The organism is Pseudomonas sp. Irchel s3b5, from assembly GCF_900187435.1.
In the GTDB taxonomy this organism is placed as follows: domain Bacteria; phylum Pseudomonadota; class Gammaproteobacteria; order Pseudomonadales; family Pseudomonadaceae; genus Aquipseudomonas.
The window spans coordinates 1-19,180 of record NZ_FYDY01000006.1 but is presented as its reverse complement, the minus strand read 5'-3'; the positions used below and the strand labels follow the sequence as shown (position 1 = coordinate 19,180).

The 19,180-nt window shown below is 60.4% G+C and carries 18 protein-coding genes and 1 riboswitch; of the genes, 11 read left to right on the top strand and 7 right to left on the bottom strand.

What is annotated here, in order from left to right:
• Nucleotides 1-95: 95 nt before the first annotated feature.
• On the bottom strand, nucleotides 96-1,505 hold the full coding sequence (gene ahcY / locus CKW15_RS08710; RefSeq protein WP_095057432.1) for an adenosylhomocysteinase: 1,410 nt from the start codon (nucleotides 1,503-1,505) through the stop codon (nucleotides 96-98).
• A gap of 23 nt (nucleotides 1,506-1,528) precedes the next feature.
• Nucleotides 1,529-1,631, bottom strand: a riboswitch (S-adenosyl-L-homocysteine riboswitch).
• 198 nt (nucleotides 1,632-1,829) lie between these two features.
• On the opposite strand from ahcY, the gene CKW15_RS08705 reads away from it, so the two are divergent.
• Together CKW15_RS08705 and CKW15_RS08700 are read left to right on the top strand one after the other, a co-directional pair.
• Nucleotides 1,830-2,234, top strand: a complete 405-nt coding sequence (locus CKW15_RS08705) for an acyl-CoA thioesterase (RefSeq protein ID WP_095057433.1) — start codon at nucleotides 1,830-1,832, stop codon at nucleotides 2,232-2,234.
• Nucleotides 2,235-2,307: 73 nt separating this feature from the next.
• Nucleotides 2,308-3,195: a formate/nitrite transporter family protein gene (locus CKW15_RS08700; protein WP_095057434.1), complete on the top strand. Its 888-nt coding sequence runs from the start codon at nucleotides 2,308-2,310 to the stop codon at nucleotides 3,193-3,195.
• A gap of 12 nt (nucleotides 3,196-3,207) precedes the next feature.
• On the opposite strand, the gene CKW15_RS08695 is transcribed toward CKW15_RS08700, so the two are convergent.
• A complete protein-coding gene (locus CKW15_RS08695; RefSeq protein WP_095057435.1) occupies nucleotides 3,208-4,377 on the bottom strand; it encodes an MFS transporter in 1,170 nt (389 codons plus the stop codon).
• Between the two features lie 278 nt (nucleotides 4,378-4,655).
• Between CKW15_RS08695 and CKW15_RS08690 the strand changes: the two genes are divergently transcribed.
• Complete coding sequence (locus CKW15_RS08690; RefSeq protein WP_095057436.1) at nucleotides 4,656-5,489, top strand: EamA family transporter; 834 nt, start codon at nucleotides 4,656-4,658, stop codon at nucleotides 5,487-5,489.
• Nucleotides 5,490-5,538: 49 nt separating this feature from the next.
• On the top strand, nucleotides 5,539-5,922 hold the full coding sequence (locus tag CKW15_RS08685) for an MAPEG family protein (protein ID WP_095057437.1): 384 nt from the start codon (nucleotides 5,539-5,541) through the stop codon (nucleotides 5,920-5,922).
• Between the two features lie 90 nt (nucleotides 5,923-6,012).
• On the opposite strand, the gene CKW15_RS08680 is transcribed toward CKW15_RS08685, so the two are convergent.
• Nucleotides 6,013-7,188: a murein transglycosylase A gene (locus tag CKW15_RS08680; RefSeq protein ID WP_095152069.1), complete on the bottom strand. Its 1,176-nt coding sequence runs from the start codon at nucleotides 7,186-7,188 to the stop codon at nucleotides 6,013-6,015.
• A 128-nt stretch (nucleotides 7,189-7,316) separates the two neighbouring features.
• Here CKW15_RS08680 and CKW15_RS08675 point away from each other — a divergent pair, with 128 nt between their 5' ends.
• Complete coding sequence (locus tag CKW15_RS08675; RefSeq protein WP_095057439.1) at nucleotides 7,317-7,766, top strand: cytochrome c; 450 nt, start codon at nucleotides 7,317-7,319, stop codon at nucleotides 7,764-7,766.
• A gap of 92 nt (nucleotides 7,767-7,858) precedes the next feature.
• Here the strand turns inward: CKW15_RS08675 and CKW15_RS08670 are convergent, their stop codons facing one another.
• From CKW15_RS08670 to CKW15_RS08655, 4 genes are all read right to left on the bottom strand, one after another.
• Nucleotides 7,859-8,254: a DUF1090 domain-containing protein gene (locus CKW15_RS08670; RefSeq protein WP_095057440.1), complete on the bottom strand. Its 396-nt coding sequence runs from the start codon at nucleotides 8,252-8,254 to the stop codon at nucleotides 7,859-7,861.
• An 83-nt stretch (nucleotides 8,255-8,337) separates the two neighbouring features.
• The gene (ligB, locus tag CKW15_RS08665) at nucleotides 8,338-10,017 is read right to left on the bottom strand and encodes an NAD-dependent DNA ligase LigB (RefSeq protein WP_095057441.1); all 1,680 of its coding nucleotides are present in this window, start codon (nucleotides 10,015-10,017) and stop codon (nucleotides 8,338-8,340) included.
• Between the two features lie 188 nt (nucleotides 10,018-10,205).
• On the bottom strand, nucleotides 10,206-11,396 hold the full coding sequence (gene metK, locus CKW15_RS08660; protein ID WP_008050251.1) for a methionine adenosyltransferase: 1,191 nt from the start codon (nucleotides 11,394-11,396) through the stop codon (nucleotides 10,206-10,208).
• An 18-nt stretch (nucleotides 11,397-11,414) separates the two neighbouring features.
• The gene (locus CKW15_RS08655; protein ID WP_095057442.1) at nucleotides 11,415-12,410 is read right to left on the bottom strand and encodes a metalloregulator ArsR/SmtB family transcription factor; all 996 of its coding nucleotides are present in this window, start codon (nucleotides 12,408-12,410) and stop codon (nucleotides 11,415-11,417) included.
• A 261-nt stretch (nucleotides 12,411-12,671) separates the two neighbouring features.
• Between CKW15_RS08655 and tkt the strand changes: the two genes are divergently transcribed.
• The 6 genes from tkt to fba all read left to right on the top strand — a co-directional run bounded on the left by tkt (nucleotide 12,672) and on the right by fba (nucleotide 19,013).
• A complete protein-coding gene (tkt, locus tag CKW15_RS08650) occupies nucleotides 12,672-14,669 on the top strand; it encodes a transketolase (RefSeq protein WP_095057443.1) in 1,998 nt (665 codons plus the stop codon).
• 163 nt (nucleotides 14,670-14,832) lie between these two features.
• Nucleotides 14,833-15,888, top strand: coding sequence for an erythrose-4-phosphate dehydrogenase (gene epd / locus CKW15_RS08645; RefSeq protein ID WP_095057444.1), 1,056 nt, complete (start codon nucleotides 14,833-14,835; stop codon nucleotides 15,886-15,888).
• 26 nt (nucleotides 15,889-15,914) lie between these two features.
• The gene (locus CKW15_RS08640) at nucleotides 15,915-17,078 is read left to right on the top strand and encodes a phosphoglycerate kinase (RefSeq protein ID WP_095057445.1); all 1,164 of its coding nucleotides are present in this window, start codon (nucleotides 15,915-15,917) and stop codon (nucleotides 17,076-17,078) included.
• A 35-nt stretch (nucleotides 17,079-17,113) separates the two neighbouring features.
• The gene (locus tag CKW15_RS08635) at nucleotides 17,114-17,335 is read left to right on the top strand and encodes a hypothetical protein (RefSeq protein WP_095057446.1); all 222 of its coding nucleotides are present in this window, start codon (nucleotides 17,114-17,116) and stop codon (nucleotides 17,333-17,335) included.
• A 56-nt stretch (nucleotides 17,336-17,391) separates the two neighbouring features.
• A complete protein-coding gene (locus CKW15_RS08630; protein ID WP_095057447.1) occupies nucleotides 17,392-17,724 on the top strand; it encodes an MliC family protein in 333 nt (110 codons plus the stop codon).
• Nucleotides 17,725-17,948: 224 nt separating this feature from the next.
• Nucleotides 17,949-19,013 (top strand): class II fructose-bisphosphate aldolase, encoded by a 1,065-nt coding sequence (gene fba / locus CKW15_RS08625; RefSeq protein WP_053163154.1) that lies wholly within the window; start codon nucleotides 17,949-17,951, stop codon nucleotides 19,011-19,013.
• Nucleotides 19,014-19,180 lie beyond the last annotated feature (167 nt).

Below are 19,180 nucleotides of genomic sequence, written 5' to 3'. Positions count from 1 at the left end.
GTCGTACGCGTTACTCACATACGACCGTCCCTTGTGGGAGCCGGCTTGCTGGCGAATCAGGCGACGCGGTGTATCAGCACACCGCGATCAACCAATCAGTAGCGGTAAGCGTGCGGCTTGAACGGACCTTCGACGGTCACGCCGATGTAATCGGCCTGGGTCTTGGTCAGTTGAGTCACAACGCCGCCGAAGCCGCGAACCATTTCCAGGGCCACTTCTTCGTCGAGTTTCTTCGGCAGTACTTCAACGGTCAGGCGCTCGGCTTTCTGGGCTGGCGACAGGTCGGCGTACTTTTGGCCGAACAGGAAGATCTGGGCCAGAACCTGGTTGGCGAACGAACCGTCCATGATGCGGCTCGGGTGACCCGTGGCGTTACCCAGGTTAACCAGACGGCCTTCGGCCAGCAGGATCAGGTAGTCGTCGTTCTGTGGGTCGAAATCGCCAGCGCCGGTACGGTGGATCTTGTGAACCTGCGGCTTCACTTCTTCCCATGCCCAGTTCTTGCGCATGAAAGCGGTGTCGATTTCGTTGTCGAAGTGGCCGATGTTGCAGACAACAGCACGCTTCTTCAGGGCTTTGAGCATGTTCGAGTCGCAAACATTGACGTTGCCGGTGGTGGTCACGATCAGGTCGATCTTGCCCAGCAGCGCTTTGTCGATGCTCGCTTCGGTACCGGTGTTGATACCGTCGATGAACGGCGAAACCAGTTCGAAACCGTCCATGCAGGCTTGCATGGCGCAGATTGGGTCGACTTCGGAAACTTTAACGATCATGCCTTCCTGACGCAGGGACTGGGCCGAACCCTTGCCCACGTCGCCGTAGCCGATGACCAGCGCTTGCTTGCCGGACAGCAGGTGGTCGGTGCCGCGCTTGATCGCGTCGTTCAGGCTGTGACGGCAGCCGTACTTGTTGTCGTTCTTGCTCTTGGTCACCGAGTCATTGACGTTGATGGCCGGGATTTTCAGCTCGCCTTTGGCCAGCATGTCCAGCAGGCGGTGAACGCCGGTGGTGGTTTCTTCGGTCACGCCGTGAACGCGGTCCAGAACCTGCGGGTACTTGTCGTGCAGCAGCTGGGTCAGGTCGCCGCCGTCGTCGAGGATCATGTTGGCGTCCCATGGCTGGCCATCCTTCAGGATGGTCTGTTCCAGGCACCACTCGTACTCTTCTTCAGTTTCGCCTTTCCAGGCGAAAACCGGGATGCCGGCAGCGGCGATGGAAGCAGCGGCCTGGTCCTGAGTCGAGAAAATGTTGCAGGACGACCAGCGTACTTCGGCACCCAGGGCAACCAGGGTTTCGATCAGCACGGCAGTCTGAATGGTCATGTGGATGCAGCCAAGGATCTTGGCGCCTTTGAGTGGCTGCTCGCCGGAGTACTTGCGGCGCAGACCCATCAGGGCTGGCATTTCGGATTCGGCGATGATGGTCTCGCGACGGCCCCAGGCAGCCAGGGACATGTCGGCGACTTTGTAATCGTTAAAATCTGCAGGCGTGATAACAGCGCTCATGAAGAGCCTCCATTCGTAATGTATGCGAATGGGCGCCGTTGTGCGTTTAGTGTCCAGCCAGTGAAGGCCAGGCAACGCCCCATCCGAGCCTGACAGGTCAAACCTGCTGCAGCGCCCCTCGGACAGGTGGCGGGAAAACGGTAGCAAATGAAGATGACCGTTTTGAAACGGTGGCGATTATAGCGGGCTATGCTGATCTTCCAAAGCGTTTCTGTCGGCCAATGTCCGAACGGTAATCGAGGCGATAGTCCAGGCGTGATAGAGCTCTGGCCCGCGCTCTGCCAAGATACTGTCCATCATTCGGCAAGACGCTCAGGAGTGAACATGAACTTCCACACCCGCAAATGGGTAAAACCCGAAGACCTCAACCCCAACGGCACGCTGTTCGGCGGCAGCCTGCTGCGCTGGATCGACGAAGAAGCGGCGATCTACGCCATTGTCCAGTTGGGCAACCAGCGCGTGGTCACCAAGTACATTTCCGAAATCAACTTCGTCAGCGCCTCGCGCCAGGGCGACATCATCGAACTGGGCATCACCGCCACCGAGTTCGGCCGCACCTCAATCACCCTGACCTGCGAAGTGCGCAACAAGATCACCCGCAAGAGCATCCTGACGGTGGAGAAGATGGTGTTCGTCAATCTCGGCGAAGACGGCTTGCCGGCACCGCACGGCCGGACCGAGATCAAGTACGTCAAAGACCAGTTCCAGGATGGCGACGCCGACTCGTAATGCGAGCGCCTACAGAACGTAAGGCCAACCCCGCGTGTCGTAGCTAAATACCCCGCTACCGGTTGCGCACCCCATGAACTCGGCACAAGACGGCAAGACCCCTGATCTTTCCACGAAAGAGCAGCACGAGGTCGAAAAAAACCAGCCACCGCGCGCGGCGGTGTTGCACGAAATCATCCGAACCCAGGGCGATCAGGAGCTGGAGCGCAGCGTTGCCGCACTGTGGTGGTCGGCGCTCGCCGCTGGGCTGACCATGGGCCTGTCGTTGATGGCCATGGGGCTGCTCAACGCTCGCCTGCCGGACGGCGAGGGATTCAAGGTGATTGCCAGTTTCGGTTACTGCGCGGGGTTCCTCGCGGTGATTCTTGCCCGTCAGCAACTGTTCACCGAAAACACCCTGACGGCCGTGCTGCCGATCATGAGCAAACCGACGCTAGGCAATTTCGGTCGCTTATTGCGACTTTGGACGGTGGTGCTGTTCGGCAATCTGTGCGGCACTTTATTGGTGGCGTACGTGATGCTGGAATTGCCGATTTTCGACAGCAAGACCGACTTGGCCTTCCTCGACATCGGCCGCAAGGTCATGGAAAACGACGCCAGCCAGATGTTCGCCAAGGGCATCGTCTCCGGCTGGATGATCGCCACCATGGTATGGATGATTCCATCCATGGAGAGCGCCAAGATGTGGATCATCATCCTCATCACGTACTTCATGGCGCTGGGGGACTTCACGCATATCGTGGTGGGTTCGGCGGAGGTGTCCTATCTGGTGTTTGCCGGGGAATTGCCATGGCGTGATTTCTGGCTGGTATTCGCCGGTCCGACGTTGCTGGGCAATATCATCGGCGGCAGCTTTATCTTTGCCCTGATCAGTCATGCGCAGATTCGCAGCGAAAGCGGACCACCCAAGGAGCCTGCGACTCATGCACAGGCGCCTGAGTCGCAATCGCTCAAGAAGTAAATATCACGACACTCAGCCAGCCACGTTCAGTGCGGCGGCGGTTCGACGCTGGCGGTAGATAAAGTACAGCGCGGTCAAGACCGTCAGCACGCTGACCAGTGCACCGGTCCATGGCAGGTCCGCCAGATCGGCACCGCTGGCAACCACCAGCCCGCCAATCCATGCGCCGGCCGCGTTGCCGAGATTGAACGCGCTCTGGTTCAAGGTCGAGCCCAGGTTCGGCGCTTCGTGGGCCTGATCGATGATCAGCAATTGCAGGATCGGGCACAGCGCAAACGCAAAAATCCCCCACAGCACCAGCGTGATGGCGGCCGGGATCACCGAGTGGCTGGTCTGGCTGAAAGCGGCCAAAACCACTACGACGGCCAGCGCCATCCCCACCAGTGACGGCAACAAACGGCTGTCGGCCAGTCGGCCCCCGAGCATGCTGCCAGCGGTCAAGCCTACGCCGAACAACAGCAGCATGATGGTCACGCCGTGGGGGCTGACGCCGGTGATGTCCTGCAGGATCGGCGCGATGTAGGTGAATACGCTGAACAGGCTGGTCGAGGCCAGTACGCTCATACCCAGCGCCAACAGCACGTTGGCCTTGCCCAATACCTTGAATTCACTCGCGAGATTGGCTTTGTCCATCGCGATGTGTTTCGGCAGCCAGAGCCACTGCGCGATCGCGGCAATCACGCCTATCACCGACACCGCCCAGAACGTCGAGCGCCAACCTGCATATTGTCCGAGGGCTGTGCCCAGCGGCACGCCGAGCACGTTGGCCAGGGTCAGGCCGGTGAACATCATGGCAATTGCCTGGGCGCGTTTGTTCGGTGCGACCAGCCCTGCGGCCACCACTGAACCGATGCCGAAGAACGCGCCGTGACACAGCGCCGTCACCACCCGCGCGGCCATCAGCGTGGCGTAGTTCGGCGCCAGTGCGCAGAGCATGTTGCCCAGGATGAACATCAGCGTCATGCCCAGCAGTGTGGCTTTGCGCGGCATGTTGGCGGTGCCGACCGCGAGGATCGGCGCGCCAAACACAACGCCCAGGGCGTAGCCGGTGATCAACAGCCCGGCATGAGGAATGCTCACGGCAAGGTCACGGGCAACGTCGGGCAGCAGGCCCATGATCACGAATTCAGTGGTGCCGATGCCGAAAGCGGCAACAGCGAGGGCTAGCAAAGCGAGTGGCATGCGCAAGGTCTCTGTCGGTAGTCTTGACGCTGTGATCAGGCATACGCAGGCCGGTGTCCGCTCTCGATGAAAGCGGGCAGGGCGGGATTTTTTATTGGAGTTAGTCGTGCGCAACTGAGTGCGGCGTGGTCGGTTGCAGTATAAACAGCCACTGACATATGGCGAATCAATTCTCTACCCCCCCTTGTAGGAGCCGGCTTGCTGGCGATGGCGTTCTTAAGGTCGCTTCGCCAGCAAGCCGGCTCCTACAAAGGGGGGGACAATAAAAGGAGTGGGCCGTGCTTGCGACGGTGTTGGTGTTGGTGGCGGCGTTGTTGCACGCGGCGTGGAATACCCTGATCAAGTTCAGTGCCGAGCGGCTGCTGGTCGTGGCCTGCATGGACAGCGTGGCGCTGATTTTTGTCGCTCTGATGCTGCCTTTCGTGGAATTGCCACCGCTGGACATCTGGCCTTGGATTCTGGCCTCGGCAGCGTTCGAATTGCTCTATCGCTATTTGCTGATCCAGGCTTATCGGGTCGGCGATCTGGGGCTGGTCTATCCGTTGATGAGGGGCCTGTCACCGCTGGTGGTGCTTGCCCTCACGCTGATCTTTGCCGGGGAAGTGCTGAGCCATCAGCAGATCTTCGGCATCCTGCTGATTCCTTTTGGCATGTTGTGCCTGCTCTGGCAGGGCGGTGGCGGGGCGCGTCTGCCGTGGTCGATGCTGCCGGTGGTGGTGTTGATCGGCCTGTGCATCGGTTGTTACACCTTCATCGATGGCCAGGCACTGCGGCGCTGGTCGCATCCATTGGATTATCTGGTCTGGGTCACGCTGCTCAGTGCCTGGCCGTTTCCGTTGCTGGCATGGGTGAGCAAGCGGCCGGCGTTCATGCAGTTCTGGCGCGAGCAGTGGCGATTGGGCCTGGCCGTCGGATTCTGCGTGTTGTTCAGCTACGCTCTGGTGCTGTGGGCCATGCAGCTGGGTTCGATTGCCGAAGCGGCGGCGCTGCGCGAGATCAGTGTGATCCTGGTGGTGCTGTTCGGAATGCGTTACCTGAAAGAACCTTTTGGCGGGCCGCGCCTCTTAGCTTGTGGGCTGGTTTTGATCGGCATACTGGTGATGAAATTTTGACCGCCGTTGATGGAATAGAATTTCTATAACTTGAAGAAGGGACTGCGTAATGACGGTTGCTCTGTGGTGCATTTTGATTGCGATTATCCTGCCGTACGTATGCGTTGGCGTTGCGAAGGTCATTGGCGGATACAGGCTGAGCGACAATCATGACCCTCGGGATTTTCTCGATTCGCTGGAAGGTTTGGGTAGACGGGCCAACTCGGCGCAGTTGAACAGTTTTGAGGTGACTCCGGCCTTTGCGGCTGCGGTGATCGTGGCTCACCTGGCTGGCAATGCCGAGCTGGTGACAGTCAATGTGCTGGCGGTGTTGTTCATTACCAGTCGACTGCTTTACATCATTTGCTACCTGGCGGACTGGGCAATGCTGCGGTCGCTGATGTGGTTTGTGGGGATGGGGTTGATCATCAGTTTCTTTGTGGTTTCTGCTTAAAGGCTGGATCAAAAGATCGCAGGCTGCGCCAGCGCCTACAGGATTTCGAGTCATCTGTAGGCGCTGGCGCAGCCTGCGATCTTTTTGCTGTTAGAGCTTGTCAGCTACCTGCGGCACTTGCGGCAATGCCGCGCCTTTAGGCCAGAGCATCCAGATCTGCCCCTGTTGTTTCATGTCCCCGGCCAATTGCCCGGCCGCCTCGCCGGTGCCCCAGAACAGATCCGCCCGAACCTCGCCGGCAATGGCGCCGCCGGTGTCCTGTGCGGCGACCGGTCGAACCAGCGCCGTGCCGTCCGGCTTGGTGGTGGATAGCCACAACAAACTGCCCAGTGGAATCACCTTGCGATCCACCGCCGCGCTATAGCCTGCGGTCAGCGGCACGTTCAGCGATCCGCGAGGACCTTCGTTGCTGTCCGGGTTGCGAGTAAAGAACACGTAGCTCGGGTTGCTGCCGAGCAGTTCAGGAATGCGTGACGGGTTGGCCTTGGCCCACGTGCTGATGGCGCCCATGGTCACGTCTTCCTTTTTCAGCTCGCCTTGTTCCACCAGCCAACGTCCGATGGGGCGATACGGGTGGCCGTTCTGGTCGGCGTAGGCGATGCGCAGCTGACGCCCACTATCGAGCTGGATGCGTCCCGAGCCCTGGATTTGCAGGAATTGCAGGTTCATCGGGTCGGTCAGCCAGGCCACAACGGGTGCCTTGACCCCGTTGCTCTCGATAGTGGCTGCATCGTCGTAAGGCTTGAGCACGCGGCCTTCGAGCCGGCCGCGCAGGCGTTTGCCCTTCAACTCCGGATAAATGCTGTCGAGGGAAACGATGATCATGTCTTCGGGCACGCCATACACCGGGACATTCGCCACGTCGGTCTGGGTCAGGCTGCCGGGGTAGACCGGCTCGTAGTAGCCGGTGATCAGGCCGTTCGGGTTGTCATTGGCGGCGCGCAGGCCGTAGACGTCGAGGTTCTGCTTGAGGAAGCCGCGAATGTCGCTGGCGGTTTGCGGCACATTGGCAGCCGCGGCGCAGGTTCCGCCCCAGACAGCGTCAGCCTTGAGTCGCGTGCAGGCGCTACGCCATGAGCCGAAACCGGCGACGAGGTCGCTGTCGGACACCGCTGGAAGTGCTTCCCACGTGGCGCTGGAGTAGGTGGCCAGGGCATGGGTTTTCGGTTTGTTTTCATCACTTCCGCCGGTGCAACCCGCGAGCACGGCCACCATCGGAAGGGTCCAGGTCAGGCTGTGACGCCAGGCCTTGAAACGGCTGTTCATGGAGTGATTCCTTTGCCGGTTGCCCGAGTGCTCCATGCGCTCAAGCAACCCGTATTGATAATAGGGCTATTGGTCTTTTACCGATCAGGCGAGGATACTGGCCGCCGTTTCCGTGACCTGAAGCCACCATGACTCTTAAAAGACTTTCTGTTGTATTGCTGGCCTGTCTGACACTGACCGCCTGTGGCGGGGTCGACCCCAATTCGCCGCTCGGTCAGCGCAAAGCCATTTTCAAGCAAATGCTCAAGACCGGTGAAGATCTGGGTGGCATGTTGCGTGGCCGTATTGCGTTCGACGGTCCGAAGTTCGCTGAGGGCGCGGTGAAACTTGATGCCCTGTCCCGTGAACCGTGGAAACATTTTCCGCAGGTGCGTGAAGAAGATCACACCAGCGCCACGAGCGATGTCTGGGAACAGCAGGCGCGCTTTCAGGCAATGACTCGTGATCTCGAAACCGCCACCGGTGAATTGGTGATTGCCAGCCAGGTTCAACCCTACAAGGCCAGCAACCTGGGGCCGGCGGTGCAGAAGGTCGAAGATGCTTGCAGTGCCTGTCATAAAGCGTTTCGGGACCATTGATTCAGGAAAGGATCGCAGCCTTCGGCAGCTCCTGCGCCGAACTAATGTAGGCGCTGCCGAAGGCTGCGAACTGTTGATCTCAAGACGCGCAGTTACTGATCCAGCTCATCCAGCGCATCCTGCAATTCCTTGCGGGATTCGGCGAGCTTGTCCTTGCGCTTGTTGATCTTGTCGGGATCGCCTTTTTTCATGGCCTTGTCGAGATCGGCCTGGCGCTGGCTGACTTCGTGCTTGGCGTCGAGCACCTTGTTTTCCCGTTCTTTTTTCAGCGATGCGTCCGTGCAGTTTGCCTCGACTTCGCTTAGAGCCTTTTCCAGACCGGCCTGTTGTTCGAGATTAGCGTGGGATTTGGCCAGTTCGATCTGGTTGATGATGCCTTGCTTCTTGGCGGCGCATCCGGTCAGCCCCGGTGCTTCTTCATCCGCCATCAGCGGAGTGGCCAGCACGCTGCAAAGGGTCAACAGGGCCAGCGGTGAAAGAAGTTTCATAAAAGCTCCATGTAAGAAAGCAAGCGGGGTGGCGATGGCTTGTTTGAGCCGATCGACACCTTGGGGTTCCCGGTGGACGTCGGCTAAAAGCCTTCGATCCCGATGTCACGTAGCGTTTCACTCAGGGCCAGCACCTGCGGGTCGCGGAAAAAGGCGTTCAAATGCGCCGCGCGTCCCGGCCCGATACCTGCTTCGGCTTGCCATTGTTCGGTATTTCGTTGCGCCAGTACCTGCCAGGAGTCGGCCAGTTGTGCCTGGCCTGTCGGCGGCAATCCCAGGGCTTTGAGCCAGCGAGCGAACGGGCGTTGTCGGGCGCTGCTGAAACTGTCGGCAAGGCGCGCCGCGCTTCGTTCGCCGAAACCGTCAATGTTAGCAAGCTCTCGGACATCGAGGGTCATCCAATCCAACAGGCTGTTCAGGCGACCTGTTGCAAGAAGTTTTTCCCAGGTGCCGGCGCCGACATGGGGCAGGGCCAGACCGTTCTTGCCGCTGAGCCAGGTCAGGCGCGCAAGAAACTGGCTTTCGCAGCCTGGGGTCGGTTGCCAACAGCTCAAAGGGTGAAAGTCTTCGGCTTGCGGCACGTTCAATTCGACACGCTCGGTACTGCGAAACACGACGTCATCAAGCCTTGGAATTGTCAGGCCGGCCAGGCTGATCGAGACTTGGTCACCGGGGCGTATATCCAGCGCCTGCCAGCGCTGTAGCGAGCTGACGCTGACGCGTTTGATCTGCCGGTCATCCAGTTTCACCGGTCTCAGCTCCAGTACCGGAGTGATGCGCCCGGTTCGTCCAATCTGGAAGTGAACCTTGCGTACATCCGCCAGCGCCTGGGCAAAAGGGTATTTCCAGGCCACGCTCCAGTAAGGCGGTTTCGCCTGCCAGCGTTCGGCGGGTGGGCGCTGGTTCTGGCGCAGGACAATCCCGTCGCTGGCGAAGGGCAGGGTGGAGCGATACCAGTGATCACGCCAGCGCTCAGCGTCGGCAAAGTTATGGATCGGCTGGCTGTAAACGGTGGTGTTCGAGAAGCCCAGTTCATTCAATGCAGTCGCCCGTGTGAGCAGGTTCGCCGGGCCTTGGGGCCAGTCCCACGCAAACAGGCCGATCCCCGCGGCTTGTGCGGCATTCAACGTTTTGCGACCCATCAGCCCGGCCACCGTGGCGCGGGCATTAACGCTGCCGTCCCGGGCCTGTATGTGGTTGTCCAGGCGCCAATAGAGCTCGCCCTGCACAAGCAGGTCCAAAGGTTGTGACAACTGTTTGGGAATGACCTGGATCTGCCGTGCCGCAATCGTCCAGTCCTGCCCCTTCACGCCATCGCCGCGACTGATTGCCTGAGTCAGCAGGCCTTTGCGGTAAATCAGCGTGACTGCCACGCCGTCGATTTTCGGTTGCGCCCAGACATCCGCGCGGTCGCGCAGCCAGTTTTCGACAGCGCGTGCGTCGTGTAGTTTTTCCAGGCCGGTGTGGGCGATGGGGTGTGGGAGTGTGCCGCGAGCTGTGCGCAAGGGGTTTGCGGGTGGGGTCAGGTTGAAGCATTGGCGCCAATGGCTCAGTTGCGCCCGGGACTGATCGTAGAGTTCATCGGCAACCAGAGAGCGGCCCTGGCGGTGATAGCTGTCGTCCCAGAGGTCGATTTGCTGTTGCAGTTTGCCGACTTCGTCCAGGGCGCGTTCCGGTGACCAGTCGGGGCAATCCATGGCGCGGGCGCCGAGGCAGGTCAGCATCAGCAGAAAGGCGAAAAACAGGTGCAATGGCGGGAGCATCGTGAGCGTCCTTGCTCAATGAGATGCTTGAAGGTTAGGTCAGGATGGGTGGGTGTCAGGGCTGGGTGTTTTTCCGGGTATTTCGGGAGGCTGTGCCCGCGAAGGCCGCGCCACGGTGTAAAGCCAATCCCAATAAAAAGCCCCGCAGGGCGCGAGCCGTGCGGGGCTTTTGGGTGCAGCAGGAAGTGTTACAGACCGGCAGCGGAACGCAGGGCGTCGGCGCGGTCGGTTTTTTCCCAGGTGAACGTGGTGAAGGTATCGTCGCCCACGGTCTTGGTCGCCGGGGTGCGGCCGAAGTGGCCGTACGCTGCGGTTTCCTGGTACATCGGGTGCAGCAGGTCAAGCATGGTGGTGATCGCGTATGGACGCAGGTCGAACACTTCGCGGACCAGTTTGACGATCTTGTCGTCGCTGATCTTGCCGGTGCCGAAGGTGTTCAGCGAGATCGACGTTGGCTGGGCAACACCGATGGCGTAGGACACCTGGATCTCGCAGCGCTCGGCCAGGCCGGCAGCGACGATGTTCTTGGCCACATAACGACCGGCGTAGGCCGCCGAACGGTCAACCTTCGATGGATCTTTACCGGAGAACGCGCCGCCGCCGTGACGGGCCATGCCGCCGTAGCTGTCGACGATGATCTTGCGACCGGTCAGACCGCAGTCACCTACCGGGCCGCCAATGATGAACTGGCCGGTCGGGTTGATGTGGAACTGGGTGTCCTTGGACAGCAGTTCGGCAGGCAGCACGTGCTTGACGATCAGCTCCATCACGCCTTCGCGCAGGTCGTTGTACGACACTTCCGGGTTGTGCTGGGTCGACAGAACAACGGCGTCGATACCGACAACCTTGCCGTTTTCGTAACGGCAGGTCACTTGCGACTTGGCGTCCGGGCGCAGCCAAGGCAGCAGGCCGGATTTACGGGCTTCGGCCTGGCGCTGAACCAGCTGGTGCGAGAAGGTGATCGGTGCAGGCATCAGCACGTCGGTTTCGTTGCTGGCGTAGCCGAACATCAGGCCCTGGTCGCCGGCGCCCTGATCTTCAGGCTTGGCACGGTCAACACCCTGGTTGATGTCAGGGGACTGCTTGCCGATGATGTTCATCACGCCGCAGGTCGCGCCGTCGAAGCCAACGTCGGAGCTGGTGTAGCCGATGTTGGTGATCACGTCACGAACGATCTGCTCCAGGTCAACCCAGGCCGAAGTGGTGACTTCGCCGGCGATGATGGCCACGCCCGTTTTCACCAGAGTCTCGCACGCCACACGGGCGAACTTGTCTTCAGCAATGATGGCGTCCAGCACCGCATCAGAAATCTGGTCGGCGATTTTGTCCGGATGCCCTTCAGACACGGACTCGGAGGTGAAAAGGGAGTATTCGCTCATCTCGATGTTTTCCTGAAATTACCGATGGTGAGTGTCGCCAGCTGGCCGCTGAAAGTTACGGACCTGGATCTGGAAACCATTACGTAAGCCTACATAGAGGCTTTCCCCGGGAACGAGTCCCGCAGCGGTGGCCCAACGGGCCAGATCGTCCTGTTCAAACCCCAACCAGAGATCACCGCAGGCCTCCTTGGCCCAACTCTGGTTGTGGCTACATAACTCTGTCACTAACAGGCTACCGCCTGGTTGCAGCAAGTGGGCCATGTGCTTGAGCGCATCGGCCGGTGCGGCAAAGTGGTGCAGCACCATGTTCAGCACCACGCAATCGGCCTTGAGGGTGACGCCGTTCAAGGCGTCGGCCAGTTGCAGGCTGACGTTAGTCAGCTTGTCGCGTTCGCAGACCTGGCGCGCCAGTTCGAGCATCGCGGTGCTGTTGTCCAGCGCCGTGACCTCGGTGAAGCGGCGCGCCAGTTCGGGCAGAAATGCGCCGTCTCCGGGGCCGACTTCAATGGCCGTAGCGCCTTGACCGAAGCTCAACTTGTCGAGCAGGGCCACCACGCTGTCGCGGTACTGCGGCAGACCGGCGATCAGGTCTTGCTGGGCGCGAAACTTCTCCGCGACCCGTGAGAAAAAGTCCTGGCTGGCCGCTGCGCGTTGCCCGTGGACCTGTGCGATGCGCGCCAGTACGTCAGCCGGCAGCGTCAGGTTGTCCACTTCGTCGAGCAGCGCGGCGTGCAGTTTGCCGCCCAGCAACCCGGTGTGGGGCAGGGCGCGACGGTAAAAAATCGCGTTGCCTTCACGGCGGGTCGCCACCAGGTCGGCCTGGGCCAGTACCTTGAGGTGGTGGCTCATGCCTGACTGGCCGATGCCGAAGATCTGCGCCAGTTCCAGCACGCCGAACGAGTCGTTGGCCAGTGCGCGCAATACATTCAACCGCAGAGGGTCGCCGCCAGCCTTGCACAGGGCCGCCAGCTCATCGCAATCGTCATGTTGAATGGAAGGCACGCGTAAGTTCATAGGGCCGGCAGTCTAGTCATGGGTCGAAAGCATCGCAAGAGCAATATCAAAAAGTTTTGATATTGCTCGATAGATGGCACTTCTCGACGTTAGCTTCAGTCAACAAACGAACGGCGGAAAGGTTTCACCAGGCGAAACCGTCGTTATCCGTTGGAAAAACGCCTCCAGATGACTATCTGTCATTGCCCCGAGGCGTCCGGGTGAGGGAAAATGCTCGCCTTTTTTCCGATTCGTTTTAATCAAGCCCCCAGGAGAACAGCGATGCCTAGCCGTCGTGAGCGTGCCAACGCCATTCGTGCCCTCAGCATGGATGCCGTGCAAAAAGCCAACAGCGGCCATCCGGGTGCCCCTATGGGTATGGCGGATATCGCCGAAGTACTTTGGCGCGACTACCTGAAGCACAACCCGAGCAATCCATCCTTCGCCGACCGTGACCGCTTCGTGCTGTCCAACGGCCACGGCTCGATGCTGATCTATTCGCTGCTGCACCTGACCGGCTACGACCTGTCGATCGAAGACCTGAAGCAGTTCCGCCAACTGCACAGCCGCACCCCGGGTCACCCGGAACTCGGCTACACCCCGGGTGTTGAAACCACCACCGGTCCTTTGGGCCAAGGCCTGGCCAACGCCGTGGGTTTCGCCCTGGCTGAAAAAGTCCTGGCGGCGCAGTTCAACCGTCCGGGCCACAACATCGTCGACCACCACACCTATGTGTTCCTGGGTGATGGCTGCATGATGGAAGGCATTTCCCACGAAGTCGCTTCCCTGGCCGGTACCCTGGGCCTGGGCAAGCTGATCGCTTTCTACGATGACAACGGCATCTCCATCGACGGCGAAGTCGAAGGCTGGTTCACCGATGACACGCCGAAGCGCTTCGAATCCTACAACTGGCAAGTGATCCGCAATGTCGACGGTCACGATCCGGAAGAGATCAAGACCGCGATCGACACTGCCCGCAAAAGCGAGCAGCCGACCCTGATCTGCTGCAAGACCACCATCGGCTTCGGTTCGCCGAACAAGCAAGGCAAGGAAGACTGCCACGGCGCCCCGCTGGGTGACGCGGAAATCGCCCTGACCCGTGCGGCGCTGAAATGGAACCACGGCCCGTTCGAAATCCCGGCCGACATCTATGCCGAATGGGATGCCAAGGAAACCGGTCGCGCTGCCGAAGCCGAGTGGGACCAGCGTTTCGCGGCCTACTCCGCTGCCTTCCCGACCGAAGCCAACGAACTGGTGCGTCGTCTGAGCGGCGAACTGCCGGCTGACTTCAGCGAAAAAGCCTCGGCCTACATCGCCGAAGTGGCGGCCAAAGGCGAAACCATCGCCAGCCGTAAAGCCAGCCAGAACGCCCTGAACGCGTTCGGCCCGCTGCTGCCTGAGTTCCTCGGCGGTTCGGCTGACCTGGCCGGTTCCAACCTGACCCTGTGGAAAGGTTGCAAAGGCGTCACTGCCGAAGACGCCAGCGGCAACTACATGTACTACGGCGTGCGTGAGTTCGGCATGACCGCGATCATGAACGGTGTTGCCCTGCACGGCGGCCTGGTGCCTTACGGCGCGACCTTCCTGATGTTCATGGAATACGCCCGCAACGCAGTGCGCATGTCCGCTCTGATGAAGCAGCGTGTGATCCACGTCTACACCCACGACTCCATCGGTCTGGGCGAAGACGGCCCGACTCACCAGCCAATCGAGCAACTGGCCAGCCTGCGCTGCACGCCGAACCTCGACACCTGGCGTCCAGCCGATGCTGTTGAATCGGCCGTGAGCTGGAAATACGCACTGGAGCGCAAGGACGGTCCTTCGGCCCTGATCTTCTCGCGTCAGAACCTGCAGCACCAAACCCGTGATGCCGGCCAGATCGCCGACATCAGCCGTGGTGGTTATGTGCTGAAAGACTGCGCTGGCGAGCCAGAGCTGATCCTGATCGCCACCGGTTCGGAAGTCGGCCTGGCCGTTCAAGCCTTCGACAAACTGACCGAGCAGGGCCGCAAGGTTCGCGTGGTTTCCATGCCATGCACCAGCGTCTTCGATGCCCAGGACGCCGGCTACAAGCAATCGGTTCTGCCGTTGCAGGTCAGCGCCCGTATCGCCATCGAGGCTGCTCACGCAGACTACTGGTACAAGTACGTGGGCCTGGAAGGTCGCGTGATCGGCATGACCACCTACGGCGAGTCGGCGCCTGCGCCTGCCTTGTTCGAAGAGTTCGGTTTCACCCTGGAAAACATCCTGGGTCAGGCTGAAGAGCTGCTGGAAGACTAAAGCACAACGCGGTGTTCTAACGAACACCGCGGTCTCCTGTAGGAGCTGGCTTGCCAGCGAAGGCGTCCGTTCAGGCAGCATTTATGTTGACGCTGATGACCCCATCGCTGGCAAGCTAGCTCCTACAGGGGTTGTGTTGTTAGCGAATACTATCGAGAACCCCATGCCTCAACCGCGTCCTTACAAAGTTGCACTCAACGGCTACGGCCGGATTGGTCGTTGCGTCTTGCGTGCGTTGTTTGAGCGAGGCGACAAGGCCGGGTTTGAAATTGTCGCGATCAACGATCTGGCGGACATGGCCAGCATCGAATACCTGACACGCTTTGACTCCACTCACGGGCGTTTTCCCGGCGAAGTGAGAGTGGATGGCGATTGTCTGCATATTAATGGCGACTGCGTGAAGGTCCTGCGCAGTGCCACCCCCGAAGGCATCGATTGGGCGTCCCTGGGCGTCGATCTGGTGCTGGAGTGCTCCGGCGCTTACAACACGCGCGAAGACGGCCAGCGGTTCCTCGACGCCGGCGCCCCGCGCGTGCTGTTTTCCCAGCCGATGGCCAGCGAGACCGATGTCGACGCCACCATCGTCTACGGCGTGAACCAGGACTGCCTGACCGGCGACGAACTGCTGGTGTCCAACGCGTCCTGCACCACCAACTGCGGCGTGCCGTTGTTGCGTCTGCTGAACCAGGCGATCGGTCTGGATTACGTGTCGATCACCACGATTCACTCGGCGATGAACGATCAGCCGGTCATCGATGCCTATCACCACGAAGACCTGCGCCGCACCCGTTCGGCGTTCCAGTCGGTGATCCCGGTGTCCACCGGTCTGGCGCGCGGCATCGAGCGTCTGTTGCCGGAACTTGCCGGGCGAATTCAGGCCAAAGCCGTGCGGGTGCCGACGGTTAACGTGTCCTGCCTCGACATTACGATGCAGACCGCCACCGCGACCGACGCCACCGAGGTCAACCGAATCCTGCGCGAAGCTGCCACCAGCGGCCCGCTCAAAGGCTTGCTGGCCTACACCGAGTTGCCTCACGCCAGTTGTGATTTCAACCATGACCCACATTCGGCCATCGTCGATGCCAGTCAGACCCGCGTTTCCGGCCCACGGCTGGTGAACATCCTGGCCTGGTTCGACAACGAATGGGGGTTTGCAAACCGAATGCTCGATGTTGCAGAACACTATCTGCACACAGCCTCTACAAAACCTGCTCTCTAAGAACAGCTATTCAGGAAGTGCGACCCATGACCGTGTTGAAGATGTCCGACCTCGATCTGCAAGGTAAGCGCGTATTGATTCGCGAAGACCTCAACGTCCCAGTCAAGGACGGTGTTGTCACCAGCGATGCGCGAATCCTGGCCTCGCTGCCGACCATCAAGCTGGCCCTGGAAAAAGGCGCGGCCGTGATGGTTTGCTCGCACCTTGGCCGTCCGACCGAAGGCGAGTTCTCGGCCGAGAACAGCCTCAAGCCAGTCGCTGACTACCTGAGCAAGGCTCTGGGTCGTGAAGTGCCGCTGGTGGCGGATTACCTGGGCGGCGTCGACGTGAAAGCGGGCGACATCGTGCTGTTCGAAAACGTGCGCTTCAACAAAGGCGAGAAAAAGAACGCTGACGAACTGGCCCAGCAATACGCCGCCCTGTGCGACGTGTTCGTGATGGACGCCTTCGGCACCGCTCACCGTGCCGAGGGTTCGACCCACGGCGTGGCCAAATTCGCCAAAGTCGCTGCTGCCGGCCCGTTGCTGGCTGCTGAACTGGATGCACTGGGCAAAGCCCTGGGTGCTCCGGCCCAGCCAATGGCTGCCATTGTTGCCGGCTCCAAGGTGTCGACCAAACTCGACGTGCTGAACAGCCTGAGCCAGATCTGCAACCAGTTGATCGTGGGCGGCGGCATTGCCAACACCTTCCTGGCCGCTGCCGGTCACCCGGTCGGCAAATCCCTGTACGAGCCGGACCTGCTGGACACCGCTCGCGCCATCGCCGCCAAGGTCAGCGTGCCGCTGCCGGTTGATGTGGTCGTTGCCAAGGAATTCGCTGAAAGCGCGACGGCCACCGTGAAGCTGATCGCTGACGTCGCTGCCGACGACATGATCCTGGACATCGGCCCGCAGACCGCGGCGAACTTCGCCGAACTGCTGAAATCGTCGCAAACCATCCTGTGGAACGGTCCGGTTGGCGTGTTTGAATTCGATCAGTTCGGTAACGGCACCAAAGTCCTGGCCCAGGCCATCGCGGACAGCGCGGCGTTCTCCATTGCGGGCGGCGGCGACACCCTGGCGGCCATCGACAAGTATGGCGTTGCCGAGCAGATCTCCTACATTTCTACCGGCGGCGGCGCGTTCCTCGAATTCGTCGAAGGCAAAGTGTTGCCAGCCGTTGAAGTCCTGGAAAGCCGGGCCAAGGCCTGAGGGTCGCCCGTTTGACCAGGCAAGGGAGTGTTGAAATGGTCAAGACGTTAGTGCTGTTGATCGTCGCGGGTTCGCTGGCGGCTTGCGGGAGTAACCCGAAAGCCACGCCGGAACCTGCGCCTTCCGGGGCGGAAAAAAACTGCTACCAGGCCGACTGGCAGGCGGAAACCAACCCGGTGCTCAACAAGCGGTCCGGGCCTGATGGCCTGGACAAATACGAGACACAGACTCCCGCCAAGGAACATGGCTGCCCCTGACGGGTCTGACTCTTTACTCAGGGCTGGCGGCGTGTGCCGTCGGTCGAGGGACACGGATGAAAGGTTTTATCGCCGTTGCGGCACTGGCATTACTGGCAGGATGCGCCTATTTGAACCCGTTCCAGTCGTCCGCTCCTGTGGATAACTGGACCACCTGGACCTGTGACAGCCAGGCCAAGGTGCTATGGCGCTTCACTGACGACAGCCGCAAGGAAGTCGACGTGCGCCTGGGCGGTGCCGACCAGGTTTATCGCCTGAAAGAGGAACCGGGTGCGTCGGGTGCGCTGTACAGCAACGACATGCTGGCGTTTCACATAAAAGGTGAGGAAGGCCTGGTTTACTGGGTCGCCACCAATGATTTGATTGGCCGTGGCTGCAAGGCCGAATAACAACGCAAACCCTGTAGGAGCTGGCTTGCCAGCGATGAGGCCCTTGAGGCATGCACTGTCCAGGCGGACGCCATCGCCGGCAAGCCGGCTCCTACAAGGGATGAGTTGAGCAATTAGCGAATTCGCAGGCCGGGCCAACCCCCGATCTGCAATAACTTGAATAGCCGCCGCCGCTCCGGCAGGCTGGCACGATTAACGACCCTCAACCGGGAGAGATACACACAATGGCACTTATCAGCATGCGCCAGATGTTGGACCACGCAGCCGAGTTCGGCTACGGCGTTCCAGCTTTCAACGTCAACAACCTTGAGCAGATGCGCGCCATCATGGAAGCCGCTGACAAGACTGACTCCCCGGTGATCGTCCAGGCTTCGGCCGGTGCTCGCAAATACGCCGGCGCACCGTTCCTGCGTCACCTGATCCTGGCAGCCATCGAAGAGTTCCCGCACATCCCGGTGTGCATGCACCAGGACCACGGCACCAGCCCTGACGTCTGCCAGCGCTCCATTCAACTGGGCTTCAGCTCGGTGATGATGGACGGCTCCCTGGGCGAAGACGGCAAGACCCCGACCGACTACGACTACAACGTCCGTGTTACCCAACAAACCGTTGCCTTGGCTCACGCCTGTGGCGTTTCGGTAGAAGGCGAGCTGGGTTGCCTGGGTTCGCTGGAAACCGGCATGGCCGGTGAAGAAGACGGCATCGGCGCTGAAGGCGTTCTGGATCACAGCCAAATGCTGACCGACCCGGAAGAAGCCGCTGACTTCGTAAAACGCACTCAGGTGGATGCCCTGGCCATCGCCATCGGCACCAGCCACGGCGCGTACAAGTTCACCAAGCCGCCTACCGGCGACGTGCTGGCCATCGACCGCATCAAGGAAATCCACAAGCGCATTCCGAACACTCACCTGGTGATGCACGGTTCGTCTTCGGTTCCGCAAGAGTGGCTGGCGATCATCAACCAGTACGGTGGCGACATCAAAGAAACCTACGGCGTTCCGGTTGAAGAAATCGTCGAAGGCATCAAGCACGGCGTGCGCAAGGTCAACATCGACACCGACCTGCGCCTGGCGTCCACCGGCGCCATGCGTCGCCTGATGGCCACCAACCCGAGCGAGTTCGACCCGCGTAAATTCTTCGGCGCCACCGTCACCGCCATGCGCGACGTGTGCATCGCTCGCTACGAAGCCTTCGGCACTGCCGGCAACGCTTCGAAGATCAAGGCGATCTCGCTGGAAGGCATGTATCAGCGTTACCTGAAAGGTGAGTTGAACGCCAAGGTCAACTAAGCCTTAGCGTTTGAGTCGCATAAAAAACCCGCCGAAAGGCGTAATGCTGTTCACTTAAGCGGAGCAGCCTTACGGTCCACCGGAAACCGGGTCTTTGATATCTTCACCGTCCTTGGCCTCGAAGGCCTCGGACGGTGATCCAGAAACATCCCTCCTACACCCGCCCT